Here is a 25,733-nt window from a genome sequence, read left to right on the forward strand (position 1 = left end):
GCGAAATAACGGCGGCGATCGTAGGGAACAACTCCGTGGAAACGCAATCGCGAATTTCGGCGCCCGAAGCAGCCGGTTTGTCGACAACGCCAAGAAGTTAAAGGAAATTGCTGATGCGGCGAGCCGATCACGGCCCCTACGCCGACTTGGAGTCGGGCTCGCGTAGTCGTATCAAAATGCTTCTTTTAAATTAGGCTATTCGACGGGACAAGAAAGGGCCGGAGACACGGCAGTATTTGTGTCGCCCTGTTGATCCGGAGCAGTCGACGCTGCATTGATATCGTCAGAGGACGGATCCGTTCACTAGTCCGCGAACCAACGCAGCCTAGACCTCAATCACAAAGCCTGGATCGAACCGCGCGATGGTCTCGTACCTGGCATAGCCCCGCGGATTGGAAACCACACGGCCTGCGCCGATGCGATAGTCCACGGGGAAATGCGTATGGCCATGAATCCACAGAGCGGCGCGATCGACAAGATGATCGAGGTGGCTCGCGTACGCAGCGTCCAGCAGCCCCCGCGGGTCGCCGTGGCGAAGGCTCTTCGCGCTCGGAGCATGGTGGGTGACCACGACGGTCTTGTCTCCCTGGCCCGCAGCGAGCGCATCTTCGAGGAAGGCGCGGCTTTTCTCATGCATGGCCAGGGTTGCACGCGTTGTCAGCGGGTCGCCGACGTAACGGCCCAGCCCCGTCATTTCGTTGACTCGACGGATACGCGCCTCCGATGCAACGATCTGAACGTAGTCATTCATCCCCGTCTGCGCGCTTTGCATTGCCAATTCCTGCCGGGCGGCGCCGAACAAGCAGAAGTCGGTCCAGAGCGTTGCGCCCAGAAAGCGAACGCCATCCAAGATGACGGCATTGTTCTCAAGCAGATGAACGTGGGTGCCGCTGACCTTCTGGCTAGCCTCGCGCCAGAACGTGGGCATAGGCCGCTTCCCATAGAACTCGTGATTGCCACACACGTAGATGAGGGGACGTCACGCCGTCATTAACAGCAAAGCCGCAGATATCCTTGAACATGCCCTCGATTGTTGGCAGTTCCGCGGAGCCGAACCGGGCATCGCCAGTGGGCGATCAAGCGGAGCAAGCCGTAGGAGCCCAAGCAGGCGAAAAAAAACCAACCCGGTCAGGGTTGGTTTTTTGAATGGTGGTGGAGCCGGGGGGAATTGAACCCCCGTCCGTAAGCCCTCCGCAGGCAGTTCTACATGCGTAGTCGACCTATTTGGATTTAACTTCGAATCTTAGCCAGTCGACAGGCCGGACCGAAGCGAGTCATGTGATTTAAACGCACCCCGTCAGACCCCGGTGTACGCCGATTCTTTGTAAATGATACGGCTATGGTTCGAAGGGTTACCCCTCCTAGGAAGTTGCCTTCCTCCAACTGACCCAAAGACAGATCAGTGCCGCAGCTCATTTAGGCAGCACGCAGGGCGGGCTGTTGAGCGAAAACGTCTTCGTTGGCGTTTGTAAGTGTTCCAGTGGATTTACGAGCTGACTGGTGCTCGGCATGCCCTGACTGTTTCGCGACCCACGTCGAATCCGGATCGGCCCCAGTTGGACTGCGTAGTATACGCCTTTGCAGAACTTCCTGCCGGATGCAGGATCGCAGCAACCATCACGGCGCACGTCATCCCCCGGAAGGCGGATGGCCGTGCGTCATGAGGCAACACCCCTCACTGCGGCGTGATGCCCGCATCATGCGCCAGCCGCTGCCACTTGACCGTTTCCGCCTGGCCGAAACTGGCCAGCTCCTTGGCGCTGGCCGGATACGTCTCCAGCCCCGCCTGGGCGAAATGCTGCTTCACCGTGCTATCCCCCAAGCCTTTGAGCAGCGCCGCGGAAAGCCGGTCGACGACGGCTTGCGGCGTGCCCGCCGGCGCATACAGGCCATACCACCCCACCAGTTCGAAACCGGGCAAGGTGGCACCCAAGGGCGGTACGCCGGGCAAGGCGCCGATCTCCCGCGCCGGTGTCACCGCCAGCGCGCGCAACTTGCCGGACTTGATCTGCGGCGCGGCATTGGTCACGTCGATGATGGCGAAATCCAGCCGCCCGCCCAGCATGTCGACGACCAATTGCGGCACACCCGTATAGGGCACAGCCGTCGTCTCCAGGCCGGCCGCCTTGGTCATTCCCGCTGCCGCGCCCTGGTTGGCCGAATTGGCGTAGCCCCAGGTCAGCTTGCCAGGATGCTGGCGCGCATAGGCGATCAATTCGGCCGCTGTCTTGACAGGCAGATCCGGCCGCACGACCAGCACGAACGGCACCGAGCCGACGCGCGCGACCGGCACGAAGTCCGTCAGTGGCTTGTAGGGCACGTCCTTGATCAGGAAAGGCGCCGCGGCGATCGATGTATTGCTGCCCAGCAGCAGGGTGTAGCCATCCGGGGCGGCACGCACCACCTGCGCTGAACCTATGGTCGCCTGGGCACCAGGCCGATTCTCGACGATGAAGGACTGATGCAGGTCCTCGGTCAGGATGCGCGCCACTTCGCGCCCGACCATGTCGGTGGATGAGCCGGCTGCAAAAGGCACGACCACCTTCACCGCGGCCGTCGGATATTGCGAGGCCTGACTCGCGGCCGGTTTCGGGGCGCCCCCCGAGGCCGAGGCCGAACCTTGCCCCTGGGCCTGGACAGCCCCCTGAACCACAAACGTCAGGGCGAACGCGGCCAATGCCGCGCAAAAGCGTGCACGCATGAAAATCTCCTCTGGTGTCGAACATGCGCCGCTCTGCTGCCGGCATTGGCAGGAAGGCTCTTGAAGGATTCACGGGCCCTGGCGGCTGTGCCGGCAGTATTGGCCGCAACGTAGGCACGCACAATTTCCGCGCGCTGATGCGTTCATAACAGGTGGGAATGAATCGTCGGCCGTTTGGCTGAGGCTGGGAGCCGCGTCGCCACGGGATCCTTTTTGACAACGGGGAGATCCCATGCCCCTTTTTCGGGCTACTGCCCCATGTAGCCACGGTAGGGACTGCACAGATCATGGCAGGGACGAACCTCGCCAAGCCGCTTCCGGCGTGAACGCGTTCAACACATGAACGCGGAAAACAGTTCCCCATTCATACACGTCCATTAGATGGACACAACTTGCAACCGCGTTTGTCTGTGAGCTGAAAGCCGGTCTACCATCCGATGCAGAAATTCTATATACGCACACATGTTCGTATATAGAACATAATGATTTTTCTGGCCCAGGGCACGGAAAGGCAGGCACGGAAGAGACGCCCCCAGATTCGGACGACGCATCCGCCCTGCCCCGAAAAGGCTCGGGCCACTGCGAGAGTTCCGCATGACTTCTCCTCTGCAACACCTGGCCGTGATTGGCGCGGGCGCCATGGGTAGCGGTATTGCCGCCCTGTTCGCCGCGCGCGGCCTGGACGTCGTCCTCATCGATCCCATGGAAGGCGCACTCGAACGCGCCGCCCAGAACATCGACCGCCAGCTCCAGGTGCTTTCCTCGGGCGCCGTGGCGGTGCCCTCCACGATGCGGCGCATCCGCTATGAAGCCGGCCTGGAGGCCGCTTGCAGCGCCGAACTCGTCATCGAGGCCGTGCCTGAAAAGCTGGAACTCAAGCGCGACATCTTTACCCGCCTGGACAGCCTCTGTCCGCCCCACACCATCTTCGCCACCAACACGTCGGGCCTGTCCATCAACGCCCTGGCCGATGCCGTCACCCGGCGCGACCGCTTCGTCGGCATGCATTTCTTCACACCCGCCGACGTCATTCCGCTGGTCGAAGTGGTGCGCAACGACGACACCTCCGACGCCACCGTGACCCGCGTGATGACCGCCCTGCGCGATGCCGGCAAGCGCCCGGTGCTGGTACGCCGCGACATCCCCGGCTTCATCGCCAACCGCATCCAGCACGCCCTGGCGCGCGAAGCCATCTCCCTGCTGGAGAACGGCGTCGCCAGCGCCGAGGACATCGATGAAGTGGTCAAGTGGAGCCTGGGCATCCGCCTGGCCCTGACCGGCCCGCTGGAACAGCGCGACATGAACGGCATCGACGTCCACTGCGCGATCGCGGAATACCTGTATCCCGACCTCGAGAATCGCACGACGCCCTCGGACCTGCTGCGCGAGAAAGTGCGCGACGGCCATCTGGGCGCCAAGAGCGGACAGGGCTTCTACACCTGGGACGCCGAACGCCGCGACCGCGTGCTGCGCGACAAGAGCGCCGCGCTGGCCGAACTGGCGGCCTGGCTGGGCCAACGGCCGCCCGCCTGATTTCCAGGCGTGCGCGCCACGCCCGCGTCACTCGGGATCCACAGCGACGGATCGCAAAGCGCGGTGCATGCCACGCATGCCACTACCCCGATCATCCGATAACAACATTACGAGCCGTTTGGAGGCACCATGAGTCGACTCGCCAGTTTCTTCACCGAGCTGATGCGCAAGTATCTGCCCGATCCGTTTGTATTCGCCATCGGGCTGACCCTGCTGACGCTACTGCTGGCCTGGGGCGTCGAAGGCCAGGGCCTGGGCGCCATCACGCGCGAGTGGGGCAAGGGTTTCTGGAGCCTGCTCGCCTTCACCACGCAAATGGCCGTGATCCTGGCCATGGGCTACGTGCTGGCCACCGCGCCGCTGACCGACCGCCTGCTGGACCGCATCGTCAGCCACGTGCATCAACCGCGCACCGCCATCATCGTCGCCACCCTGGTGGGCGGCGTCGGCAGTTACCTGAACTGGGGTTTCGGCCTGGTGATCGGCGGCGTGGTCGCCAAGAAGCTGGCCAGCAAGGTCAAGGGCGTGCATTACCCCTTGATCATCGCGGCCGCCTACAGCGGTTTCACCATGTACGGCCTGGGCCTGTCGGCCAGCATCCCGGTGCTGATCGCCACGCCCGGTCATCCGCTGGCCAAGCAGATGGGCGTGATTCCGCTGTCGCAGACCATCTTCGCGACGCCGATGCTGTTGTTGAGCCTGGCCGTCATCATCACGTTGCCGCTGCTCAACGCGTGGCTGCATCCGAAGAACGCCAACGAAATCCGCGAAATCGACCCGGCCCTGGATGCCGCCCCGGCCAAGGTCGCCGGCGACGACGAAGACCAGGATACGCTGGCCTCACGCCTGAACAACAGCCGCATCCTCAGCATGCTGATCGGCCTGATGGGTATCGCCTACGTGGCGTTCACCTTCATCGACGGCGGCACGCTGGACCTGAACCTGATCAACTTCATCATCCTCTTCCTTGGCATCATCCTGCTGGGTACGCCGCTGGCCTACGTCAGCAAGCTGAATGAAGGCATCAAGACCATCGCCGGCATCATCCTGCAGTACCCCTTCTACGCCGGCATCATGGCCATCATGGCGGGCTCCGGCCTGGTGAACACGATCTCGCAGATCTTCGTCGACGTCGCCACGCCGGGCACCCTGCCCTTCTGGGGCCTGATCAGTTCCTTCGTGATCAACTTCTTCGCGCCCTCGGGCGGCGGCCACTGGGTGATCCAGGGGCCCTTCATGATAGAAGCCGCCAAGACCATCGGCAGCTCGATCGACCAGACTTCCATGTCGGTGATGCTGGGCAATGCCTGGAACGACCTGGTACAACCTTTCTGGATCCTGCCAGCGCTGGCGCTGTCCAAGCTGAAGCTGCGCGACATCATGGGCTATACCGTCATCATGATGGTATGGGTCGGCGTGCTGCATATCGCTACCGTGCTGGCCTGGGGCTTGATGACACACTGAGAAGGAAAGCTACGCCATGAAAACGCAAGCCTATCTGGTCACCGGCGCCAGCGCCGGCATCGGCGCCGCCATCGCCCGCGCCCTGCTCGATGCCGGCCGCCAGGTCGTCAACATCGACTATCGCCTGCCTGAAAATCCGCCTGCCGGCCTGGTGTCCTTCCAGGCCGACCTGACGGACCAGGCTCGAACGGAAGCCGTGGCGCGCCAGGTGACCGAAACCTATGACATCGTCGGCCTGGTCAACAATGCCGGCGCCACGCGTCCCGGCACGGCCGATACGGCGTCAATGGCCGACCTCGACTACGTCGTCAACCTGCATCTGCGCACCGCGCTGATCCTGACGCAGGCCGTGCTGCCGGCCATGCGGGCGGCCGGCTTCGGCCGCATCGTCAACATGGCCTCGCGCGCCGCGCTGGGCAAGCCGGAGCGCGTGGTGTACTCGGCCACCAAGGCAGGCCTGATCGGCATGACGCGCACCCTGGCGATGGAGCTGGGCGGCGACGGCATCACGGTCAACGCCATCGGCCCCGGTCCCATCGCCACCGACCTGTTCACCAAGAGCAATCCGGCAGGCGCGCCGCAAACCGAGCGCATCATCAACAGCATCGTGGTCAAGCGCCTGGGCACGCCGGAAGACGTGGCGCGCGCCGCCATGTTCTTCCTGGCGCCGGAGAACGGCTTCGTCACCGGGCAGATCCTGTATGTCTGCGGCGGCACCACGCTGGGCGTGGCGCCGGTCTGATAATTACACTGCCTGGCGCCGCGCCGGACGCACTACCCCCGGACGCATTACCCATTACCCTTTCCTGCATCACGCAGGAAAGCGACCCTACCCTCAGGAGATATCCATGCTCTTCATGGCCCAAATGCAGGTCAACCTGCCGCCCGATCTGGCACCCGAAATCGCCGACAAATTGAAGTCGGACGAGAAAGCCCTGTCCCAACGCCTGCAGCGCGAAGGCAAGTGGGTGCACCTGTGGCGCGTGGCCGGCCGCTACGCCAACGTCAGCATCTTCGACGTGGCGGACAACGATGAACTGCACACGCTGCTGTCGTCGCTGCCGCTGTTCCCCTACATGGACATCAATGTGACGGCGCTGGCGCGCCATCCCTCGGCGATCTGACGCCCGCGGTCCCCATTACATCCGCTGCTGCACCCTCCCGCTTTCTCCCCTCTCTCGCCTGAGTTCGCCATGCCCTACATCATCGAGACCTTCGACAAGCCGAACCACCAGCACGTGCGTCAGCAGCACCGCCCCGCGCACCTGGAATTCCTCCAGGAAAACGGCACGCTGCTGCTGGCCTGCGGCGCCAAGCTGCACGACGACGGCACCGACGTCGGTGGCGGCCTGTACGTGGTCGCGCTGGATACGCGGGAGGAAGCGGAACGCTTCATCGCCAACGACCCGTTCTCCAAGGCCGGCCTGTTCGAACGCGTGGTGATCACGCGCTGGCGCAAAGCCTACGTCGACGGCAAATGCCATCTGTGAAACCCATTCAACCGGAGCCCCCATGTCCTACGCCGATCTGAGCCAAGCTCGCCTGTATTACGTCCTGGACGGTGCGCAGGACGCGCCCGTGCTGGTCATGTCCAACTCGCTGGGTTCCAGCGCCGACATGTGGGCCCCGCAGATTCCTGAGCTGGCGCGCCACTTCCGCGTACTGCGCTATGACACGCGCGGCCATGGCCTGTCTTCCGCCCCGGCCGGCGACTACACCTTCAAGCAGTTGGCGGGCGACGTCACCGAACTGCTCGATCATCTGCAGATCGGCCGCGTGCATTTCTGCGGCCTGTCCATGGGCGGTCCCACCGGCCTGCAGTTCGCGTTGGACAATCCGGACCGCATCGACCGTCTGGTGCTGAGCAACACCGCGGCTCGCATCGGCGGCGTCGATGGCTGGAACCAACGTATCGAAGCCGTCAAGCGCGATACGCTGCATGCGATGGCGCCGGCCCTGATCGAGCGCTGGGTCACCCCGCGATGGCGCGCGGCCAACCCGGGCTTGGCCCAGGTACTGGTGGACATGATGCGCCGCCATTCCGACGCGGGCTACGCCGGCAACTGCGCCGCCCTGCGCGACGCCGACCTGCGCGAACAGGTGGGCCGCATCACCGCCCCCACGCTGGTCATCAGCGGCACGCACGACGTATCGACCACGCCGCAGCAGGGCCGTGAACTGGCCGCCGCCATCAGTGGCGCGCGCTACGAGGAACTGGACGCCGCGCACATTTCCAACTGGGAGCAGCCGCAGGCCTACGCCCGTCTGCTGGTCGATTTCCTGAAGGGGTGAGCCATGGCACGCTGGCAACAACGTCCGCCGGGATCGAACTGGGGCGAATTCGGTCCTGACGATCAATTGGGCCGCGCCAACCTGATCGGCGCGGAGCAAGTGCTGAAGGGCGCGCGCGAGATCCTTGCAGGCAAGACCTTCTGCCTGTCGCTGCCGCTGGACCTGCCGGGCGGCAATGTGCTGAACCCGCGCCGCCATCCGCCCCAGCTCAGTCCGACCCGCATGCAGGACACGCCTTATGTGAACTTTCCCCTGCGCAACTTGAATCCCGATGCCGTGGACGTGCTCAGCGACGACCAGGTGCTGCTGTCCATGCAGTACTCCACGCAGTGGGATTCGCTGGCGCACGTGGGCGCGCTGTTCGACGCCGACGGCGATGGCCGGGCCGAGCTGTGCTACTACAACGGCTATCGAGCCGGCATCGACGTGGTCGGCCCCAAGGATGCCACGCATGCCGGTTGCGGCTGCGATGGCGATGGCCCGTCGGCCGCGCTGAAGCTGGGCGTGGAGAACATGGCCGTCAAGGGCATGCAGGGCCGCGGAGTATTGGTCGATCTGCAGCGCCACTTCGGCACGGGGCGTACCCTGATCGGTGCCAAGGAACTGCTGCAGGTGCTGGCCGCCGACGGCATCGACGTCGAACGCGGCGACATGCTGGTACTGCGCACGGGCTTTGCCGAGGCGGTAGTGGAGATGGCGGGCGCACCGGATGCCGACGTGCTGCATCATTACGGCGCCGCACTGGACGGCACGGACGCCGCCCTGCTGCAATGGATCAGCGACAGCGGCATCGCGGCCTTGTGCGCGGACAACTATGCGGTAGAGGCCTACCCCGCCCGCGAACGGCAAGGGCCGCGCGCCATGCTGCCCCTGCATCATCACTGCCTGTTCAAGCTGGGCTTGCCGCTGGCCGAGCTGTGGTACCTGAAGGAACTGGGTGAATGGCTGCACGCCAACGGCCGCCATCGCTTCATGCTGACGGCGCCGCCGCTACGGTTGCCCCATGCGATCGGATCACCGGTAACGCCGATCGCGACGGTTTGAGATCAGTGGAGGGCCGCCCAGGCCAGGGTCGCGGAGAAGGCGCCCAGGACGACGGAGGCGCCGCGTTGCACATGCGCCGGATTGAGCCACGGCAGGCGGCCGCTGCCCAGTTGGGCGCCGAAGGCGATCCACAGCAGGCCGATGGGCAGTAGCAGCGCGGCGAATATGCCCATCGCCGCCAGATAGGCCGGTAACGCGGCAAACGCCACCGGCGGGAAGATGGTGCCGGCGAACAGCGCCGCCTTGGGATTGAGCAGGGTGGCGACGAACAGTGTCCTCAACCCGATCTCGCGGCGCTCTGCCGACGGCAGCGCCACCGCGCTGCGCCACATGTTCACCGCCAGCCAGGCGACGTAGACGCCGCAGACCACGCGGGTGACCGCCGGCAGCCAGGGGAGCTGGCGCGACGCCTGCACCAGGAATACGCCCCAGACGGTGATCGCCACCGTGTAGCCGGCCAGCTCCGCCGCGGTCAGCCTGGCCGCGCGCCGCACGCCCTGGCGCAAGCCCGCGGCAGCCAGCAGCGTATTGGTCGGGCCGGGCATGATCAGGACGACCATGATGCCGAAGGCCAGCAGTAGCGCGTTGGAATAGGAAAACATAGCGTTGTCTGAGGGTTGCAGGGGAATTCGCCTTGGGACTTGCAGCTTGCGATTTGCGACTTGCGACTTGCGACTTGCGACTTGCGACTTGCATGCCAGCGTAGGGCGGACCGGCGGCATGCCACGGCCTATGCCGCGTCCTGTCCAGTCATCACCATGTGGGCCAGCATGTCGGCGGTCAAGCCGACGACGGGACGGTCGATGACCTTGGTGCCCGCCTTCAGGATGGCCACGCGGTCGGCCAGGGCCGCGACGTCGGACATATTGTGGCTGATCAATATGACCGTCCGCCCTTCTTCCCGCAGACGGCGTATCAGGCCCAGTACCAGGGCCGTTTCCTTCACCCCCAGTGCGGCGGTCGGTTCGTCCATGATGACGATGTCCGCGTTCCAATGCAGCGCCCGGGCAATGGCCACCGCCTGGCGCTGGCCGCCCGACATGCGCTCGACCGGCCGCCGCATGTCCTCGATGGGCACTGACAAGCGTTGCAGATAGCCCAACGCTTCACGCCGCATGCGCGGCTTGTCCAGCACCCGGATGCCCGGCAGCAGCCGCCGTACGTGCTCGGCGCCCATGAAGATGTTCTCCACGATGGACAGGCGCGGCGCCAGGGCCAGGTCCTGGTAGATCGTGGCGATGCCCTGCGTCAGCGCATCATGCGGCGAACGGAAACGCACCGCCTGCCCCTTCAGGGCGATGGTGCCGCCACTGGGCGGCTGGGCGCCGGACACGATGCGGATCAGCGTGGACTTGCCCGCGCCGTTGTCGCCGCAGATGGCCAACACCTCTCCCGCATGCACATCCAGATCGACACCGTGCAGCGCCTGCACGGCGCCATAGGACTTGCTGATGTGCTTGAGCGACAGGACGACGGACATGTTCAGGGCTTCAGGTAATTCTGCACATTGTTCTTGTCCACCAACACCGCATTGGCGAACAGGTACGGGCCGGTGGTGATGCTGTCCTTGGACTGCTTTTTCACCACGATGGCATCCAGCGAGTCCACCGCGCGCTTGCCCATGTCCTCGAAGGGAATCATCACGGTCGCCGTGATCAGGCTTTGCGGGTCGGCGATGCGGCGATACGTTTCCGGGCCGCCGTCGATGGACACCAGCGTGATGTCGCCCTTCTTCATGCCATCCTGCTGCAGCAGGTCGTCGATGACGTAGGCCTGGCCGTCGAAGGACGCCCAGATGCCCTGGAACTTGCCCCGGTTCTGCATCAGCAGCGCGCGCATGCCATTGCGCACGTCATCGCGCCAGCTTTGCGTGCGGGCCATGGAGAACTTGGCCAGTTCCTTGACGGCGGTGTTTTCCGACAGCACCACATCCAGGACCTTGCCGCGGATGCGGGTACCGGCGTTGTTCTCGAAACGCGCGGTGATGATGTTGCCGCGATAGCCCAACTGGCCCAGCAGATACAGCGCGGCATCGGCGCCGACGGTGTATTCGTTGCTTTCCACGTCGAACAGCATGTGCGGGCTGGCGCCGGACATCACGCCGATGACGGGAATGCCGTGTTCCTTGGCCGACTGCAGCTGCGCGTCGGCCTCCACCGGCTTGCCCATGGCGACGACGATGGCGTCCACCTTGCGGTTGATCAGCGTGTCCAGCTGTTCCGCGTGCTTGGGCAGCGAACCTTCAGAGTTCAACAGCGTGACGTTCCAGCCCTTGGCCTTGGCTTCGGCGGCCGCCGCGTTGGCCACGCGCGCGTGCGTTTCGGAGGACATCTGGAAGGCCACGATGCCCAGCTCGAAGGCGTGCGCGGCGGACGTGCACAGCATCATCGCGGTAGCGCAGGCGTAGGCGGCAAATGGGAAGGCGAGTTTGGAAATCAGCTTGCGCATGATGGAAGTCCCCCGGAGTTATTTGATGCAATGGCCAGGCTGGAACGGCCAGGCCTGGATGAGACAGTCAGAATTTGAATGCGGTTTTCTTCAGCACGGTGGCCGACAAGGCAACCGATGCGATGATGATGGCGCCCAACACGATGTCCTGCACATAGTACGGCGCGCCCATCAGCACCAGGCCGTTGCCCAGCACTTTCAAGGTCAGCGCGCCGACCAGCGTGCCCGGCACGTTGGCGCGGCCGGGCTCGAACATGGTCATGCCCAGCAGCACCGAAGCGATGGCGTAAAGGAAATAATCGCCGGCCATATTGGGCGCGGCCGAGGACAGGCTGGCCGTCAGCAACACCGCGGTGGCGCCGGCCAGCAGGCCGGCCAGGGCCAGGCCCAGGCATTTCATGGCGCGGATGTTGATGCCGGCCAGGCGTGCCGATTCGCCTGCTTCGCCGGTGGCGGTCATGCGCGCACCGGTACGGGTCCACTTCACCAGGAACAAGGCGCCCAGCGTGACACCCGCCAGCCACCAGACCGGGGCCGGCACGCCCAGCCAGGCGCCGCGGCCCAGGCCGGTATAGCCGGTGGGCCAGCGGCCCACGAAGGAAACGCCATCGGTCAAGGCGAAAGCCAGGCCGCGGGCAATGGCGGCCATGCCCAGGGTGGCGATCAGCGACGGGACGCGCAGCACGGTGACGGCCATGCCGTTACCCAGGCCGCAGGCCAGGCCGACCAGCAGGCCTCCCGCCACGCCGACAGCCACCGGATGGCCGCCCTGGATCAGCGCGCCGGCAACCACCGCCGCCAGGCTGGCGACATCGGCGACGGAGAGGTCAAGTTCGGCGTTGATCAGGGCCAGCGTGAAGCCCAATGCCAGGATGGCGAGGAAACTGGTTTCCTTCAGGACATTGAGCAGGTTGCCGGGCGCGGCGAAATTCGGCGCGGCGATCGCAAAGAAGATCAGCAGGACCAGGCCGGCGACTGCGGTGCCGTAGGTTTCGAGAAAGTCACGCATGGGATTCGGGCAGGACGTCGAGTGGCTGGCGTGAGCGGGTCGGCCCGGCCGGAAAGCGGGAAAAGACGGGGATTTTCGTGGAAAACGGGGCACAAGTGAAGTGTTATCGGGCCAGCCGGCCTGCCGGGCATGCCGGACCGCCGCGCCGCCAGGGGGGCCGCTCGGCCGGCCGGCGATCAATGCAGGCTTACTTCGACATTCCGACAAGCGCCTTGGAGACGGGCGCCAGGGCGGCCTCGGTGGCGCGATATTGTTGGTACAGGGCGCCGTAATGCCGCTGGCGCGCGGGGTCGGGGAGGTACCGGCGGGCTTCGCGGACGACGCTTTCCTGCGCGGCCGCGAGCGAGGGGAAATGGCCGAGGCCGGTCCAGGCCACCACCGCCGCGCCCAGCGCGCCCGGTTCGCGCGCCGTGCCCACGCTAACCGGCCGGCCGCAGATGTCGGCCTTGACCTGGCACCAGGCTGCATTGGCCGCGGCACCACCACCGAAGCGGATTTCCGTCACCGCGGCGCCCAACGCGGCTTCGCCTCGTTCCAGCACCAGGCGATTGAGAAAGGCCACGCCTTCCAGGACGGCCCAGGCAAGATCGCCTGCGCCGTGCCGGCGATTCAACCCGACGAAGGCGCCGCGCAGGTCGGCGTCCCAGTAGGGGACGCGTTCGCCCTGTAGATAGGGCAGGAACAGCACTGGCTGCGGATCGCGCGGCGCGGCGAGCAGGGCTTCGACCCGAGCGGCCAGGCTCTGCTGGTCCGAGCCTGCGCCCTGCACTACGCTCAGCAGCCAGGCCATCGTATCGGCGCCATTCTGGCCAGGGCCGCCGATCTGGTGCAGGCCGTCGCCCCAATCGACCGTCATCAGGCCAGCTGCGCGCGGCGCGGACTGGCCGTGAGGGACGTCGGCGATGACGCCGAAAACCTCGGTGGTGCCGGAAATGTTGTAGGCATGGCCGGCGCGCAGCGCGCCCAGGCCGGCGACCGCGGCCCAGGTGTCATTGGCGCAGCAGAACACCGGCACGCCGGCAAGCTGCGCCAACGCACCCGGCAATCCCGCCGACACTGTCCCTACCGCGTCGGTCGGTGACAGCAGCGGCGGCAGCAGGCCGGCAGCCAGGCCAGCCGCCGCCAGCAGGCTTGGACGCAGCGGTGCCGCCGCCGCATGGAGCCGTGCCATCGACACGGGATCGCTCGCGCGCACGCCCGTCAGGCGGAAATTCAAGTAGTCCTTGGGTTCCAGCACGCAACACGCTTGCGCCAGGACGGTGGGCTCGTGGCGGCGTAGCCAGTCCAGCCGGGCCATAGGATGGAAAGCGTTGACCTGGGGCAATTCGGGGTGATCCTGCGGCAACCGGGCCAGCAAGGCTTCGATGTCGGGCGCGGCGCGTGTATCGCGCCACGTCAGCGCCGGGCGCAGGGGCTGGCCGGCGTCATCCAGCAGTATCTGCGTACGGGTGACGCCGCATATCGCGATGCCGCGGATCTCGGCGAACCGCGCCGGTGCCTGTGCCGCCAGCGCATCGGCCAGGGAAATGAGGATGGCCCACCATTCGTCCGCATCGATCTCGGCCTGTCCGCCCGCCGCGCCGGCGCCGTCGGTGGGGCTGGGCAAGGCATGCTCGGCCCAGACCTGCCCCTGCGCGTCGTAGAGCGCCGCACGGAAGCTCGTACCACCCAGATCGCAAGCAAGTACGACGCTCATGGCTCGACGCCGGGCAAGAAGGATTCAGATCCGGGCATGGGACGGACGCATGGCTTGAGACCAGTGAAGGCCTCGCACGGCTTGCGTGAGACGAAGACGTAAAAGGAGAACATGGCGGAATAGGAATGAGGCGACATGGCCCCGGCATATTACCGGAGGGCCTGCGCACATGACGCACCTCCCTGCGCCCCCATGTTTCCCTTGGTCCGGTGGGGTCCGACCTGGCCGTCCGGCCGGGCGGCCGGGTCGAGCCGGTAAGTCCGATCCCGGACCCAGGGCGCACAAAAAACAAAACCAGGATCACCTTTGGGTGGAGGCGCCCCGCTTGCCCTCCGCCATTTGGCCGGCATCAGGTGCGGTGCATAGGCTTTTTCTACGTCAAAAACCCATCGTGTGCCCGATAATCAAATCGGTTTTCACTGCTCCCCCCCTGAAAATGCGAACCAGGAGTCCCCCCATGTCCGACCCGCATGCTCCCTACCGTGCCCTGCGCAATACCGATCGGCTCATCGCCGAGGGCCAATACCGGCTGGAACGCCACCATCATCATCTGGAGTGGCTGCAAGAGCAGCATTGCAATGCGGAGGAAGCCGTCCAGGTCCTGCACGCATTGGAAGAAGAACTGGCATCCTTACGCCAGGAACGCGACGCACTCATCCGTTCGCTCGCGCAACCGCCAGTCGTTCATTGAACCGTCCCGCCGCGGCCGGAAAAGCGCCCGGCCCGGCACACCGTCCCGCCAGCTTGCTCACGAATCGATGACACCATCCACTGCATCGCTCACGCGTCGATGACTTTGCGTGTGAACGCGTCCAGGTAGTCCATCAACGCACTGGCGCCACGTTGCGCCACGACCGCATCCCCCGTGGCGATGCCCTCGGCCATGAGACCGTGCTGGCATGCCCCCGCCATCAGATCGCCTTCATGCCGATAGGCGTACCAGAAACGGCGGCATTGGATCACCAGGGGCGCCACGGCATTGACCGCGGAGACATTGCGGCAGGCCTCGTGGCACACGGCATCCAGCGCCTGGTCGGCGGCCATGTAAAGGTCCAGGTCGTCCTCATCGGCGGCCACCCGCATGCGGGCAGCGTGCGTCAGGATCGCATCGCGCTGCGCTGGCGTCGCCCGCCGCGCAGCCGCGCCGGAAATCAATTGCTCCAGCACCCGCCGCGTCTGCAGCACGTTCAGATGCTCCGCCAGTTCTATCGCCGCCACGCGCAAGCCGCGCCTGGGTTCCTGGCGTATCAGCCCCGCCGCCACCATGCGCAGCAGTGCTTCACGCACGGGGGTGCGTCCCAGGCCGATGCGCGCGCTCAACTCCGCCTCCGCCACGGCAGTGCCAGGCGCCAGCTGCAGCGTGGCGATCATGCTCTCCAGGCGGTCGTAGGCAACGTCCGCCGCCCGCCGCGCCGCCCGTGCCAGCGACGGGTGCTGCCCTGAAATCATGTCGTATGGTCCGTCCGCGCCCCGCCCCGCGCCTTGCGCCATTGCAGCAAGGCCAGCCACTCGCCGACGAACCCGCGCCGGAAGAAGGACACGCACAGGACGAAGATCAGGCCGATGACGATCGTCACCACATCGCCCAGCGTGGCCAGGTAGTTCTGCAGGCTGACCACCAGCGTCGCGCCCAGTACCGGCCCCCACACCGTGCCCAGGCCGCCCAGCAGCGTCATCAACAAGACTTCGGTGGAAGTCGGCAAGGACACATCGTTGAGCGCCACCAGCTGCAGCACCAGTGCCTTCAGCGATCCCGCAAGGCCCGCCACCGCCGCCGACAGCACGAAGGCCATCAGCTTGCAGCGGTCGGTGTCATAACCCAACGACACCGCCCGGGGCGAGTTGTCGCGGATGGCCTTGAGCACCTGCCCGAAGGGCGAATGGATGACGCGGTAGACGAACAGGAAGCCCAGCACGAACACGGCCAGGGTGAAGTAGTACATATGGCTGTCCACGCCCAGGTCGACCAGGCCCAGGAACTTGCCGCGCGGGATGCCTTGCATGCCGTCCTCGCCCCGCGTCCAGCGTATCTGCACAGCCATGAAATAGGCCACCTGCGACAACGCCAGCGTGATCATCGCGAAGTAGATGCCGGTGCGGCGTATGGCCAGGCTGCCGATGACGTAGCCCACGGCCGCCGCCATGGCCACGCCGCAGACGATGGCCAGTTCCGGCGGCAGGCCGCCGGGCCCGAACAGCAGCATCATCTGGCCGGTGGTGTAGCCGGCCCAGCCGAAAAAGGCCGCATGGCCGAAGGAAACCAGGCCGGTGTAGCCCGTCAGCAGGTTGAAGGCCACCGCGAACAGGGCGAAGCACAGCACCTTCATGACGAAGACCGGATACACCACTTGCGGAAACAGCGGCACCAGCAGCGCCGGCACCAGCAGCAGGACAAGGATGCGGATGGCCATGGGCATGCGCGCGATAGGAACCGACATCTTATTTCTCCTTGCCGAACAAGCCGGCAGGACGCACCAGCAACACCACGGCCATGACGACGAACACCACCACGGTGGACGCCTCCGGATAGAACACCTTCGTCAACCCTTCCAGCAAGCCCAGCGCCAGGCCCGTGACGATGGCCCCCATGATGGAACCCAGGCCGCCGATCACCACCACCGCGAACACGATATTCAGCAGGTTGGACCCCATCAGCGGATTGATCTGCATGACCGGTGCCGCCAGCACCCCGGCCACACCCGCCAGCGCGACGCCGAAACCATACGTCAGGGTGATCATCACCGGCACGTTGACACCGAAGGCCTGCAGCAGGCGCGGATTCTCCGTGCCGGCACGCAGCAGCGCGCCCAGGCGGGTCCGTTCGAACAGATACCAGGTAAGCAGGCACAGCGACAGGGACGCCACCACCACGAAAGCGCGATAGCCCGGCAGGTACATGAAGTCCAGGTCGAAACCGCCCTGCAGGAGTTCCGGCGGCTCATAGCCCACGCCGGAAATCCCGTAGAAATAACGAAAGCCCCCTTCCATCATCAAGGCGATGCCGAACGTCAGCAGCAAGCCATACAGATGGTCCAGGTGATACAGCCGCTTGAGCAACGTGCGCTCGATGACGACGCCCACGCCGCCGACGATGAGCGGCGCCAGCAGCAACGCCACCCAGAAATTGATCTGCACGCTTTCACCCAGCCATTGCGGCAGCTGCGTGAAGCCGATCCACGCCAGGAAGGCGGCCATCATGAACTGCGCGCCATGCGTGAAGTTGACGATGTTCAGCAGCCCGAAGATGATCGCCAGCCCCATGCTCAGGATGGCGTAGAAGCAGCCGTTGATCAGCCCCACCAGGAGCTGGGCCAGAAGAGACTGGTAGGAGATATCGAACATGTAGGGCACCGGGCTGGCGCCGTCGGCGACGGCGCGGGCATATCAGGCTTGGCGTGCCGCGCGCCGGGCCAGGCAGCCCCCCGCGCGGCACGGCTCAACGCATCAGGACTTGACCAGCGGGCAGGCAGCCTGCGGCTTGGGGAACACGTCCTCGCCCTTCAACACGGCCTTGACGTTGTAGTAGTCCCAAGGCGCCTTGGACTGCGCCGGCGTCTTGACCTGCAGCAGCAGCATGTCATGCACCAGGGCGCCATCGGCGCGCAGCTTGCCGTTGCGGATGACGGCGTCGTTGATGGTCATTTCGCGCAGCTTGGCCATCACGGCTGGCGCGTCGTCGGTACCGGCCGCTTCGATGGCCTTCAGATAGCTCAGCGTGGCGGAATACACACCGGCCTGCGACGCGGTGGGCATCTTCTTGGTCTTCTCGAAGAACTTGCGCGCCCAGGCACGCGACGCGTCGTCGTAGTCCCAATAGAACGCTTCCGTCAGGTACATGCCCTGCGCCTTCTGCAGGCCCATGCTGTGCACATCCGAGATATACGTCAACAGCGGCGCCACGGTCTGCTTCTTGGAGATGCCGAATTCGGCGGCCTGCTTCACGGCGTTGACCGTGTCGTTGCCGGCGTTGGCCAGCGCGATCACGTCGGCCTTGGAGGCCTGCGCCTTGAGCAGGAAAGACGAGAAGTCGTTGCCCGGGAAAGGATGGCGCGACACGCCCACCACTTCACCGCCGTTCTCCTTGATCACTTCCGTGGCGTCCTTCTCCAGCGAATGGCCGAAGGTGTAGTCAGCGGTGATGAAGTACCAGGTCTTCTTGCCTTCCTTGACCAGCGCACGCGCGGTGCCGGCGGCCAGGGCGTAGGTGTTGGTGGTCCATTGCGCATTCAGCGGCGAGCACTTTTCACCCAGGATGGCGGTGGACAGGCCGGCCGACGGCATGGTGATGCGGTTCTTCTGCCTGGCGATTTCCATCACCGCCAGCGCCGTGGAGGCGGTGGGAAAGTCGGTGATCATGTCGACCTTGCCCTGGTCGAACCATTCGCGCGCCAGGTTGGCGGCCACGTCCGGCTTGTTCTGGTGATCGGCGGCCACCACTTCGACGGGCTTGCCCAGCACCTTGTTGCCCATTTCCTCGGCAGCCATGCGGGCCGCCACCACCGAACCGTTGCCGGCCAGGTCGGAATAGACACCGGACAAGTCGGTCAAGACCCCTATCTTGACCACATCATCGCTGATACCGGCTGCCTGGGACGCGCCGGCGTAGCCCAGGAAACAAAGCGCTGCCGCGATTTTCTTGAATTTCATTCGAAACGCTCCATGAATGGATATGAGGTCTGGAAGACAACGTTTGGGAAGAAGACGGTTGGTGGTAATGCCTGGTGCTTGCTGCGGAGATGCCTGCTGCGGAGATGCCTGCTTCAGATACCCAGCAAGGCATTCAAACGATCCTGCGACGATTGCACCTCGCCCCGGTCGATGACCGCGGCGACGTTGCCGTGCTCGATGACATAGTGGCGGTCGGCCAGATGCTGCGCGAAGCGGAAGTTCTGTTCGACCAGCACCATGGTGTAGCCACGCTCCTTCAACTGGCGTATGACACGGCCCAGCGCCTGCACGATGACGGGCGCCAGGCCTTCGGTGATTTCGTCCAGCAGCAACAGCCGCGCGCCTGAACGCAGGATGCGCGCCATCGCCAGCATCTGCTGCTCGCCGCCCGACAGGCGCGTGCCCGGGCTGTGTGCCCGTTCGCGCAGATTGGGAAACATGGCGTAGATCTCGTCCAGCGACATGCCGTCGGGACCGACCTTGGGCAGCAACAGCAGGTTTTCCTCGGCGGTCAGCGAGGCGTAGATGCCGCGCTCCTCCGGGCAATAGCCGATGCCGCGGCGGGCGATGCGGTGCGATGGCAGGCCGATGGTCTCGACGCCATCGACCTTGATCGAGCCATGGCGCCGGCCCACCAGGCCCAGGATGGACTTGAGCGTGGAACTGCGGCCCGCGCCGTTGCGCCCCAGCAGGGTCACGCATTCGCCGGGACGCACATCCAGGTCGATGCCGTGCAGGACGTGCGACTCGCCGTACCAGGCATTCAGGCCGCGGATTTCCAGCATCGTGTCACTCATCGTCCGCTCCCATATAGGCTTCCCGCACGGCGGGATCGACGGCGACTTCGGCATACGGCCCTTCCGCCAGGATCTCGCCTCGCTGCAGCACGGTGATGGTGTCCGAGATATCGGCGACGACCTTCATATTGTGTTCGACCATCAGGATGGTGCGGCCCGCCGACACGGCCTTGATCAGGTGCTTGATGCGGTCGACGTCTTCATGGCCCATGCCCTGGGTCGGTTCGTCCAGCAACAGCAGTTCCGGTTCCAGCGCCAGGGTGGTGGCGATTTCCAGTGTGCGCTTGCGGCCATAAGGCAGGTCGCCGGCAGCGATGTGCAGATGTGTGCGCAGGCCGACCTGATCGAGTAATTCCTCGACGCGGTGATGCAGCTTTTCCAGCGAACGCTCCGCGCGCCAGAAGCAGTAGTCCACGCCCAGGCGCCGCTGCAGGGCCACGCGCACGTTCTCCAGCACGGACAGTTGGGCGAATACCGCGGAGATCTGGAAAGACCGCACGATGCCGCGCCGCGCCGTCTGCGCCGGCTTTTCCTGCGTGATGTCGATGCCGTCGAACAGGATGGCACCCCGCGTGGGCGCATGGAATTTGGTCAGCAGATTGAAGAACGTGGTCTTGCCCGCACCGTTGGGCCCGATCAGGGCATGGATAGCGCCCCGCCGCACCGCCAGGTCCACGTTGTTCACCGCCACGAAGCCGCGGAACTCCTTGGTGAGCCCCCGCGTCTGGAGAATGATGTCGCTTTGCATGTCAGATTCTGGACGAGCGCATCCCATGCTGCGGCCCTGCGGCCGCCGCCGGCGTGACGATGCGGGAAATGATGCGGATGGCGTCTTGAAGATCGGGCCTGCCGCGCGGTTCCTTCAATGGATCGCGCGGCAGGTTGGATGCAACGGGCTGCCCCCCGCAGGCTTAGCGCGACTGGTACGCGGCGGGGCGCTTTTCCAGCGCGGCGCGGATGATGCGCTCGACGCGCTCGCGCTCGGCGCCCACCAGCGGCAGGCGCGGACGGCGCACGTTCTCGTTGCCCACGCCGGCCAGGGTCTCGGCCAGCTTGATGTTCTGCACCAGCTTGGTCGACACGTCCAGGTGCAGCAAGGGCGTGAACCACTGGTACAGCGCCAGTGCCTCGGCCCATTTGCCGGCCTTCATCAGGTCGTACAGGGCGACGGTCTCGCGCGGGAAGGCGGTGACCAGGCCGGCCAGCAGGCCATCGGCGCCCAGGGCCAGGGCTTCGAACGACAGGTCGTCCACGCCAATGAACAACTGGTAGCGCTGGCCCAGCAGATTGCGCAGGTCCGTGATGCGGCGAATGTCGTCGCAGCTTTCCTTGATCGCCACCAGCCACTCGCAATCGGCCAGTTCGGCCATGTGCTCGGGCTTCAGGTCGACGCGGTAGGCCACCGGATTGTTGTAGATCATGCAAGGCTTCCTGGCGGCCTCGGCGATGGTGCGCACGCTGAGCATCGCTTCACGGGAATCGGCGACGTAGATCAGCGAAGGCATGATCATGAAGCCGTCGACACCGGCGTCGACCGCGGCCTTGACGTAACGCAGCGCCTCGCGGGTGCTGGTTTCGGAGACGTTGGCCAGGATGGGAACCCGTCCCGCGCTGACCTCGACGGCCGTCTTGGCCACCGCCACCTTTTCTTCCAGCGACAGGGTGCTGGCTTCGCCCAGCGAACCGCCGGTCACCAGGCCATGCACGCCGTTGTTGATGAGAAAGCTGAAATGCTTGCGCATTTCCGCATGGTCCAGCGTCTCATCGGCGTTGAATTTGGACGTAACGGCGGGGAAGACCCCTTGCCAGCGCGCGTTGCTCACCTGCTTCTCCTGGATAGGGTGGCGGGTTTCCGCCACATGGATTCCGATGTCGAATCCGATGGAACGCAGATTAATATCGCATAAATATATTTACAAGATATCCGGATTAGGGAGTTTCCCGGAGCGGGATTTCCCCGTGCCCCGTGCCCCGTGCCCCGTGCCCCGGGATGGGCCAGGGCACCGGCCGGTCAGGGGTCAGGGCCAGGCAGGAAATGTCATGCGCGCCAGGGACGTCTCATGAAAAATTCCCTCGCCAGCGCGGGGCTGGCGGGGGTACAGGGCGGCAGTCGATCTGCTCAGGCCAGCGCGCCGGGCGGACCCGACGGCGCCGCGGTGGCGCGCGCCGTGGATGGTGTCGCCAGGAACACGCGATAGACCAAACCTCCCAGGACGCCGCCCGCCAGGGGGGCAACCCAGAACAGCCAGAGCTGCTGCAGGGCCCACGTCCCCTGGAACAGCGCCACGCCCGTACTCCGCGCGGGATTCACGGACGTATTGGTGACGGGAATGCTGATCAGGTGGATCAGGGTCAGCGCCAGCCCGATGGCCAGCGGTGCGAAGCCCTTGGGCGCACGCTCGTCGGTGGCGCCGTTGATGATGATCAGGAACATGGCCGTCAGCACCACTTCCGTGATGAGGGCGGCCATCATGCTGTAACCACCGGGGGAATGCTGGCCGTAACCATTGCTGGCGAAGCCGGCCGTGGGATCGAAGCCGGTCTTGCCGCTGGCGATGAGGAACAGCACCGCACCCGCGACAGCGCCGCCGACGACCTGGGCGATGATGTAGGGGATCACATCCGCCGCCGGGGTGCGGCCACTGGCGAACAGCCCCAAGGTAACCGCCGGATTGAAATGCCCGCCCGAGATGTGGCCCACTGCATACGCCATGGTGACGACGGTCAGGCCGAAGGCCAGCGCCACCCCGGCGAAGCCGATGCCGTACTGCGGAAACGTCGCCGCCAGCACGGCCGACCCGCAACCGCCAAGCACCAACCAAAAAGTCCCGAAAAATTCCGCGAATAGTCGTCTGGTCATGAAGGTCTCCATCAGGGGAAGAAGCTACGCTGGCCATCCTAGAAAGACGGTCAGCGGCCCACAAGACAACAAACCGTGACAAAAGGCGTCCTGGACGAGGGCACGGCCACCCTCTTAGCCGCCTTTATGTTGTGGTAGCGGATCTCGAAAGACCGCCGGATATATCGCGCTGCTCAGCCGCACAGCGCGACTATAGGCTCGGCACGCACGGCCCGATACCGCCCTTCTCCACCGTCCGGTCGTCGCCGAATGCGATAATCCCTGCTTCCCACGGAGAAAATCTTGACCCGCATCGATGATCCCAGCCGCGACCGCGAAGTCGGTAACGCGGACTCCACCCACGACACCACCCGCATCGACGACGTGCGCATCGGTGCCGTGCGCCCGCTTATCTCGCCCGCCCTGCTGCTGGACGAACTGCCGATCACGCCTTCCCTGGAAGACCTGGTCGAGCGCAGCCGCGCCCAGATCGCCGACGTCCTGCACGGACGCGACGATCGCCTGGTGGTGGTGGTCGGCCCCTGTTCCATTCACGATCACGACCAGGCCATGGAGTACGCCCGCCTGTTGAAGACGGCGGCCGACGACCTGCGCGATGAATTGCTGATCGTCATGCGTGTGTATTTCGAGAAGCCGCGCACCACCGTGGGTTGGAAGGGCTATATCAACGACCCGCGCCTGGACGGCAGCTATCGCATCAACGAAGGCCTGCGCCGCGCGCGCGAACTGCTGCTGGATATCGGCAAGCTGGGGCTGCCGGTGGGCACGGAATTCCTCGACCTGCTCAGCCCGCAATTCATCGCCGACCTGATTTCCTGGGGGGCCATCGGCGCGCGCACCACCGAGAGCCAGAGCCATCGGCAGTTGTCGTCGGGCCTGAGCTGCCCGCTCGGCTTCAAGAATGGCACCGATGGCAGCGTGCAGGTGGCCTCCGACGCCATCGTCGCGGCGCGTGCCAAGCATGCTTTCATGGGGATGACCAAGATGGGCATGGCGGCCATCTTCGAGACGCGCGGCAACGATGACACGCACGTCATCCTGCGGGGCGGCAAGAAGGGTCCCAATTTCGATGCGGCCGGTGTCGAGGAAGCTTGTCAGAGCCTGCGCAAGGCGGGTTTGCGTGAGAAGGTGATGGTGGATTGCTCGCACGCCAATTCGAACAAGTCGCATGCGCGGCAGATCGATGTCAGCGCGGATATCGGTGCCCAGTTGATCGGTGGCGAGCAGCGCATTTGCGGGGTGATGATAGAAAGCCATCTGGAAGAAGGCCGGCAGGATCTCACGCCTGGTGTCCCGCTCAAGCGCGGAGTCTCCATCACCGACGCGTGCATCGGCTGGTCGCAGACCGCACCGGTCCTGGCCCAATTGGCCCAGGCCGTCCGCCAACGCCGCGAGCGCCTCGGCAGCCGTTAGAACGACAGCGGTACTTCGCTGTCAGGGTAGGAAAAAGGGAATTCCTGAAGGAATTCCCTTTTTATTTTTCAGCGTTATCGAACCGGAAGTCGCCGGAATCCTCTCACCAGGTCTTGGCAAAAAAATCCAGCACCCATCCTGCGCCCTTCCGATTCATATATATGATCTGATTGACTCAAATGAAATTTGAAAATAAGATGGCCGGGCATATCGATGAACGGCTGCCGACATCCGTCGAGCGGCCGCCGCAACCAGGAGGAAGACATGATTCACGCTGTACTGCACGACGCCAAGGACACGGTGGCCGTCGCGGTGGTGGAAGGCATCACCGCCGGCACCGAACTCAATGCCTGGATCATGGATGAAGACAAGATCATCCATGTGACGGCCAAGCAGGACATCCCCATCGGTCACAAGGTGGCCCTGAAGGACATGAACACCGGCGACACCATCTTCAAGTACGGCGTCGACATCGGCAAAGTGGTCGCCCCCATCCAGGTCGGCCAGCACGCCCACGTCCACAACATCAAGACCAAGCGCTGGTAAGCCTTCCCCACCCCATTCCCTGCCGAGAGGATTCCCAATGGCTGTCGTTTCCGCCTCCACCACATTCCGCGGCTATCGCCGCGACAACGGCCGCGTCGGTGTGCGCAATCACGTCATCGTGCTGCCGGTCGACGATATTTCCAATGCTGCCGCCGAAGCGGTCGCCAACAACATCAAGGGCACCCTGGCCCTGCCCCATCCTTATGGCCGCTTGCAGTTCGGCGAAGACCTTGAACTGCATTTCCGCACGCTGATCGGCACCGGCTGCAATCCCAACGTCGCCGCCGTCATCGTCATCGGCATCGAAGAAGGCTGGACCAAGCGCGTGGTCGACGGCATCGCCAGCACCGGCAAGCCGGTGGCCGGCTTCAGCATCGAACTGCATGGCGACCACGACACCATCATGCGTGCGTCCAAGCAGGCCAAGGAGTTCGTGCACTACGCCACCGCGCTGTATCGCACCGAATGCCCCATCGAAGACCTGTGGGTCTCGACCAAATGCGGCGAATCGGACACCACTTCCGGCTGTGGCGCCAACCCCACCGTCGGCAATGCCTTCGACAAGCTCTACACCCTGGGCACCACGCTGGTGTTCGGCGAGACCTCGGAACTGACCGGTGGTGAACACATCGTCGCCGCGCGCTGCGCCAACGACAAAGTGCGCGACGAATTCATGACCATGTTCAACCGCTACCAGGACATGATCGACCGCTGGAAAACCAGCGACCTGTCCGAGTCGCAACCCACCAAGGGGAACATCGCCGGCGGCCTCACCACCATCGAGGAAAAGGCGCTGGGCAACATCCAGAAGATCGGCAAGAAATGCCGCGTCGATGGCGTCCTGGACAAGGCTGAAATTCCCACGGGTTCGGGCTTGTGGTTCATGGACTCGTCATCGGCCGCCGCCGAGATGGTGACCCTGTGCGCGGCGTCGGGCTACGCCGTGCACTTCTTCCCGACCGGGCAAGGCAACGTCATCGGCAATCCCATCCTGCCGGTGATCAAGATCTGCGCCAACCCGCGTACCGTGCGCACCATGTCCGAGCACGTCGACGTCGACACGTCCGGTCTGCTGCAACGCGAAATCGATCTGGACCAGGCCGGCGACAAACTGCTCGAATGCATGCTGGCCACGGCCAATGGCCGCTGGACCGCGGCCGAGGCACTGGGCCATCGTGAATTCGTGCTGACGCGCCTGTACGAAAGCGCTTAACTTACCGCAGCAGCAAGGCATCATCCGCCGCCGGCACAGCGCCGGCGGC

26 protein-coding genes and 1 other RNA gene are annotated in these 25,733 nt (G+C 64.8%); 11 read left to right on the plus strand and 16 right to left on the minus strand.

Features of this window, described 5'->3' with window-relative positions; translation table 11 throughout:
• Positions 1-325 precede the first annotated feature (325 nt).
• The 3 genes from CEY05_RS27010 to CEY05_RS27020 form a co-directional block, all read right to left on the minus strand.
• Positions 326-964 carry a phosphoesterase gene (locus tag CEY05_RS27010; RefSeq protein WP_158219436.1) on the minus strand — a complete coding sequence of 213 codons (639 nt, stop codon included), beginning with the start codon at positions 962-964 and terminating at the stop codon, positions 326-328.
• A 186-nt stretch (positions 965-1,150) separates the two neighbouring features.
• Positions 1,151-1,554, minus strand: a transfer-messenger RNA (tmRNA) gene (gene ssrA / locus CEY05_RS27015).
• Positions 1,555-1,675: 121 nt separating this feature from the next.
• The gene (locus CEY05_RS27020; protein ID WP_088600361.1) at positions 1,676-2,701 is read right to left on the minus strand and encodes a tripartite tricarboxylate transporter substrate binding protein; all 1,026 of its coding nucleotides are present in this window, start codon (positions 2,699-2,701) and stop codon (positions 1,676-1,678) included.
• A gap of 594 nt (positions 2,702-3,295) precedes the next feature.
• Here CEY05_RS27020 and CEY05_RS27025 point away from each other — a divergent pair.
• The 7 genes from CEY05_RS27025 (at position 3,296) to CEY05_RS27055 (ending at position 9,034) form a co-directional block, all read left to right on the plus strand.
• Complete coding sequence (locus CEY05_RS27025) at positions 3,296-4,234, plus strand: 3-hydroxyacyl-CoA dehydrogenase family protein (RefSeq protein WP_088600362.1); 939 nt, start codon at positions 3,296-3,298, stop codon at positions 4,232-4,234.
• 129 nt (positions 4,235-4,363) lie between these two features.
• Positions 4,364-5,698, plus strand: a complete 1,335-nt coding sequence (locus tag CEY05_RS27030) for a short-chain fatty acid transporter (protein WP_088600363.1) — start codon at positions 4,364-4,366, stop codon at positions 5,696-5,698.
• 16 nt (positions 5,699-5,714) lie between these two features.
• Positions 5,715-6,440, plus strand: coding sequence for an SDR family oxidoreductase (locus CEY05_RS27035; protein WP_088600364.1), 726 nt, complete (start codon positions 5,715-5,717; stop codon positions 6,438-6,440).
• A 106-nt stretch (positions 6,441-6,546) separates the two neighbouring features.
• Positions 6,547-6,822, plus strand: a complete 276-nt coding sequence (gene catC, locus CEY05_RS27040) for a muconolactone Delta-isomerase (RefSeq protein ID WP_088600365.1) — start codon at positions 6,547-6,549, stop codon at positions 6,820-6,822.
• 69 nt (positions 6,823-6,891) lie between these two features.
• Positions 6,892-7,188, plus strand: coding sequence for a YciI family protein (locus CEY05_RS27045; RefSeq protein ID WP_088600366.1), 297 nt, complete (start codon positions 6,892-6,894; stop codon positions 7,186-7,188).
• Positions 7,189-7,210: 22 nt separating this feature from the next.
• Positions 7,211-7,990 (plus strand): 3-oxoadipate enol-lactonase, encoded by a 780-nt coding sequence (gene pcaD, locus CEY05_RS27050; protein WP_088600367.1) that lies wholly within the window; start codon positions 7,211-7,213, stop codon positions 7,988-7,990.
• 3 nt (positions 7,991-7,993) lie between these two features.
• Positions 7,994-9,034, plus strand: a complete 1,041-nt coding sequence (locus tag CEY05_RS27055; RefSeq protein ID WP_088600368.1) for a cyclase family protein — start codon at positions 7,994-7,996, stop codon at positions 9,032-9,034.
• A gap of 2 nt (positions 9,035-9,036) precedes the next feature.
• On the opposite strand, the gene CEY05_RS27060 is transcribed toward CEY05_RS27055, so the two are convergent.
• The 5 genes from CEY05_RS27060 to CEY05_RS27080 all read right to left on the minus strand — a co-directional run bounded on the left by CEY05_RS27060 (position 9,037) and on the right by CEY05_RS27080 (position 14,187).
• Positions 9,037-9,636, minus strand: coding sequence for a LysE family translocator (locus CEY05_RS27060; protein WP_088600369.1), 600 nt, complete (start codon positions 9,634-9,636; stop codon positions 9,037-9,039).
• A gap of 128 nt (positions 9,637-9,764) precedes the next feature.
• Complete coding sequence (locus tag CEY05_RS27065) at positions 9,765-10,514, minus strand: ATP-binding cassette domain-containing protein (RefSeq protein ID WP_088600370.1); 750 nt, start codon at positions 10,512-10,514, stop codon at positions 9,765-9,767.
• 2 nt (positions 10,515-10,516) lie between these two features.
• Positions 10,517-11,482 (minus strand): substrate-binding domain-containing protein, encoded by a 966-nt coding sequence (locus CEY05_RS27070; RefSeq protein ID WP_088600371.1) that lies wholly within the window; start codon positions 11,480-11,482, stop codon positions 10,517-10,519.
• Between the two features lie 67 nt (positions 11,483-11,549).
• Entirely contained in the window at positions 11,550-12,491 is a 942-nt protein-coding gene (locus tag CEY05_RS27075) for an ABC transporter permease (protein WP_088600372.1), read from the minus strand.
• A gap of 187 nt (positions 12,492-12,678) precedes the next feature.
• Positions 12,679-14,187 carry an FGGY-family carbohydrate kinase gene (locus tag CEY05_RS27080; protein WP_088600373.1) on the minus strand — a complete coding sequence of 503 codons (1,509 nt, stop codon included), beginning with the start codon at positions 14,185-14,187 and terminating at the stop codon, positions 12,679-12,681.
• Between the two features lie 457 nt (positions 14,188-14,644).
• Between CEY05_RS27080 and CEY05_RS27085 the strand changes: the two genes are divergently transcribed.
• The gene (locus CEY05_RS27085; RefSeq protein WP_088600374.1) at positions 14,645-14,878 is read left to right on the plus strand and encodes a hypothetical protein; all 234 of its coding nucleotides are present in this window, start codon (positions 14,645-14,647) and stop codon (positions 14,876-14,878) included.
• A gap of 89 nt (positions 14,879-14,967) precedes the next feature.
• Here the strand turns inward: CEY05_RS27085 and CEY05_RS27090 are convergent, their stop codons facing one another.
• From CEY05_RS27090 to aqpZ, 8 genes are all read right to left on the minus strand, one after another.
• The gene (locus tag CEY05_RS27090; RefSeq protein ID WP_088600467.1) at positions 14,968-15,636 is read right to left on the minus strand and encodes a GntR family transcriptional regulator; all 669 of its coding nucleotides are present in this window, start codon (positions 15,634-15,636) and stop codon (positions 14,968-14,970) included.
• Complete coding sequence (locus CEY05_RS27095; protein WP_369825995.1) at positions 15,633-16,625, minus strand: branched-chain amino acid ABC transporter permease; 993 nt, start codon at positions 16,623-16,625, stop codon at positions 15,633-15,635. Before CEY05_RS27095 ends, CEY05_RS27090 begins: the two co-directional genes overlap by 4 nt.
• A gap of 1 nt (position 16,626) precedes the next feature.
• Positions 16,627-17,529 carry a branched-chain amino acid ABC transporter permease gene (locus tag CEY05_RS27100; RefSeq protein ID WP_088600375.1) on the minus strand — a complete coding sequence of 301 codons (903 nt, stop codon included), beginning with the start codon at positions 17,527-17,529 and terminating at the stop codon, positions 16,627-16,629.
• A 102-nt stretch (positions 17,530-17,631) separates the two neighbouring features.
• On the minus strand, positions 17,632-18,834 hold the full coding sequence (locus CEY05_RS27105) for an ABC transporter substrate-binding protein (RefSeq protein ID WP_088600376.1): 1,203 nt from the start codon (positions 18,832-18,834) through the stop codon (positions 17,632-17,634).
• 113 nt (positions 18,835-18,947) lie between these two features.
• Positions 18,948-19,652 carry an ABC transporter ATP-binding protein gene (locus CEY05_RS27110; protein ID WP_233161725.1) on the minus strand — a complete coding sequence of 235 codons (705 nt, stop codon included), beginning with the start codon at positions 19,650-19,652 and terminating at the stop codon, positions 18,948-18,950.
• Entirely contained in the window at positions 19,645-20,400 is a 756-nt protein-coding gene (locus tag CEY05_RS27115) for an ABC transporter ATP-binding protein (RefSeq protein ID WP_088600378.1), read from the minus strand. Before CEY05_RS27115 ends, CEY05_RS27110 begins: the two co-directional genes overlap by 8 nt.
• Before the next feature lie 163 nt (positions 20,401-20,563).
• Positions 20,564-21,475 (minus strand): dihydrodipicolinate synthase family protein, encoded by a 912-nt coding sequence (locus tag CEY05_RS27120; protein ID WP_088600379.1) that lies wholly within the window; start codon positions 21,473-21,475, stop codon positions 20,564-20,566.
• A gap of 296 nt (positions 21,476-21,771) precedes the next feature.
• Positions 21,772-22,512, minus strand: coding sequence for an aquaporin Z (gene aqpZ, locus CEY05_RS27125; protein WP_088600380.1), 741 nt, complete (start codon positions 22,510-22,512; stop codon positions 21,772-21,774).
• A gap of 282 nt (positions 22,513-22,794) precedes the next feature.
• On the opposite strand from aqpZ, the gene CEY05_RS27130 reads away from it, so the two are divergent.
• The 3 genes from CEY05_RS27130 to CEY05_RS27140 all read left to right on the plus strand — a co-directional run bounded on the left by CEY05_RS27130 (position 22,795) and on the right by CEY05_RS27140 (position 25,684).
• On the plus strand, positions 22,795-23,925 hold the full coding sequence (locus tag CEY05_RS27130; RefSeq protein ID WP_088600381.1) for a 3-deoxy-7-phosphoheptulonate synthase: 1,131 nt from the start codon (positions 22,795-22,797) through the stop codon (positions 23,923-23,925).
• A 264-nt stretch (positions 23,926-24,189) separates the two neighbouring features.
• Positions 24,190-24,471, plus strand: coding sequence for a UxaA family hydrolase (locus CEY05_RS27135; protein ID WP_057655842.1), 282 nt, complete (start codon positions 24,190-24,192; stop codon positions 24,469-24,471).
• A 37-nt stretch (positions 24,472-24,508) separates the two neighbouring features.
• Positions 24,509-25,684 carry a UxaA family hydrolase gene (locus CEY05_RS27140; RefSeq protein WP_088600382.1) on the plus strand — a complete coding sequence of 392 codons (1,176 nt, stop codon included), beginning with the start codon at positions 24,509-24,511 and terminating at the stop codon, positions 25,682-25,684.
• Positions 25,685-25,733: the final 49 nt, after the last annotated feature.

Source organism: Achromobacter sp. HZ34, assembly GCF_002209485.1.
GTDB lineage: Bacteria > Pseudomonadota > Gammaproteobacteria > Burkholderiales > Burkholderiaceae_B > Bordetella_C.